This is a genomic window from Arenibacter amylolyticus, from assembly GCF_002150785.1.
GTDB lineage: Bacteria > Bacteroidota > Bacteroidia > Flavobacteriales > Flavobacteriaceae > Arenibacter > Arenibacter amylolyticus.
This window is the reverse complement of record NZ_MTAZ01000043.1, coordinates 1-1920: the sequence shown is the minus strand read 5'-3', so window position 1 is coordinate 1920 and position 1920 is coordinate 1. Positions and strand designations below refer to the sequence as shown.

At 38.6% G+C, this 1920-nt stretch carries 1 protein-coding gene; it reads right to left on the bottom strand.

Annotated elements, in window-relative coordinates:
• Window positions 1-497: 497 nt before the first annotated feature.
• Window positions 498-1661: an OmpA family protein gene (locus BV214_RS13740; protein WP_086478085.1), complete on the bottom strand. Its 1164-nt coding sequence runs from the start codon at window positions 1659-1661 to the stop codon at window positions 498-500.
• Between the last annotated feature and the right edge of the window lie 259 nt (window positions 1662-1920).

Here is a 1920-nt window from a genome sequence, read left to right as displayed (position 1 = left end):
AATCAATTAACAATAAACAATTGTGTACGTCCCTGATATAGGTTGACCACTTAAAAAATCGGAACCAAAAGAAAAGCCCTTCAAACAAAGGTTCTCGATACAAAATTCCTTCAGAATTTCACTCGAACTGACGACTTCATAACCTCGTAACAGCATAACCTCATAACAGCTTAACAACTTAACCTTTCAAGTAATAACCATAATGCTCAGCTAGTGAGATTTCTCAATCGCCCTGAAATAGGGCTCTTGTCGAAATGACGTTCTCATTAATATATTATTTATATATTTTCAAATTAACAAATTGGCAAATCTCCAAATTAAACCATTGGTACATCGCTACATTGACCAATTGCTACATTAACAAAAAACCAGCTAAGGTCCAATATTACATGGAACCATAACTGGTATTTATTTCTTAAATAAAGTCCTCCTCCCCCATGACATCCCATACTTTTACTAGTACTGAGCGGGAAGCGAGAAATAATCGCTAACTACAATTAGAAGTTCACTACTTCAAATTCTGATCTTCTGTTAACCCTATGCTTGAATTCCGGACAAGGTTTAGTACCATCACAGTCGTTTAGCAACTGCTTCTTACCAAAAGCTTCCCCGTCCAATCTGCTGGCATCTATTCCGTGCTCCTTTATCATATAATCGATGGTGTTTTTCACCCTTTTCTCGGTCAGCTTCATATTATATTCTTGTGAGCCCCTTGAATCGGCATGTGAACTTATCTTTAAGGTAACCGTTGGATTGGCTTGTAAGATTGCAGCCAACTTATCCAGTCTTTCTTTTTCCGCTTTGCTCACAGCAGAAGAATTAAACGCAAAGCCTACATTACCTACATCCTTCACTTGCTTTTCAATATTGGCTCTTCTTTGGTTTTCGGCATCTCTTTTCGCTTTCTCCTCTGCAGCCAAACGTGCCTGCTCCTTCTCCCTTGCCAATCGCTCTGCAAGTAGTCTGGCTTCTTCCTCTGCTTTTTTGGCTGCGTTAATGGAATCTTGTACCCTTTGGTTCTCATTGATCAAGGCCAGCTTCTGCATGCCTTTTTTGGAAAGTCCTTTCTCTATCCCAAAACGATATACTACTCCGGCATGATGCTGCAAATGGTTATCCTTGTCTCCCATTCCCCATTTTCCAGAACTACTAAAATCTAGACCAACACGATCTGAAAACCAGGTCCTAAAACCAACCACCGCGTTATAGGTTCCCCTAAAATCGTCGTTTACGTCTGCATATCCCAGGCCAACACCTACATAAGGATCAAAAAAGCCGGTTTCCCCGATTATCTTGTTTAGGTCATAGCTAAGTCTAGCATCAAAAGCAAGATAATCTGTTTCAGTAGCGTTTACCGCACCATTAATCATTTTCCCTACTTTGTATTTGTTATAGGAAGCAATCCCTTCAATCCCCAATCCACTATTAAAGTACCTCCCGATACTTATTCTAGATGGGAAAGCCACGGAATTCCAATTATCCTTAATGTCGAACAACCCTTTGCCCCCACTTCCCGAATCATCCACAAAATTGTAACCTAAGCCCACCATCCAAGTACTCTTAACCTTATAGTCCTTGTCCGTTAAGCTTAAGTTCTGTGCAGAACTAACATTAAAAGAAATAACAAATAAAAAAACTATAATAAACCTGTAGCTATTCATAAAAAACAATAATTGGTTAAGCTGGCAAAACTAGCCCAATGTTCATGGGTGTCGACTTAAACTCTATGAGATACAATTTTTATCGATAGGATGCTACAATCAATTAACAATAAACAATTATCAATGGTGTACGTCCCTGATATAGGTTGACCACTTAAAAAATCGGAACCAAAAGAAAAGCCCTTCAAACAAAGGTTCTCGATACAAAATTCCTTCAGAATTTCACTCCTTTAGACTTGCATAAGTATATTTATCTCAA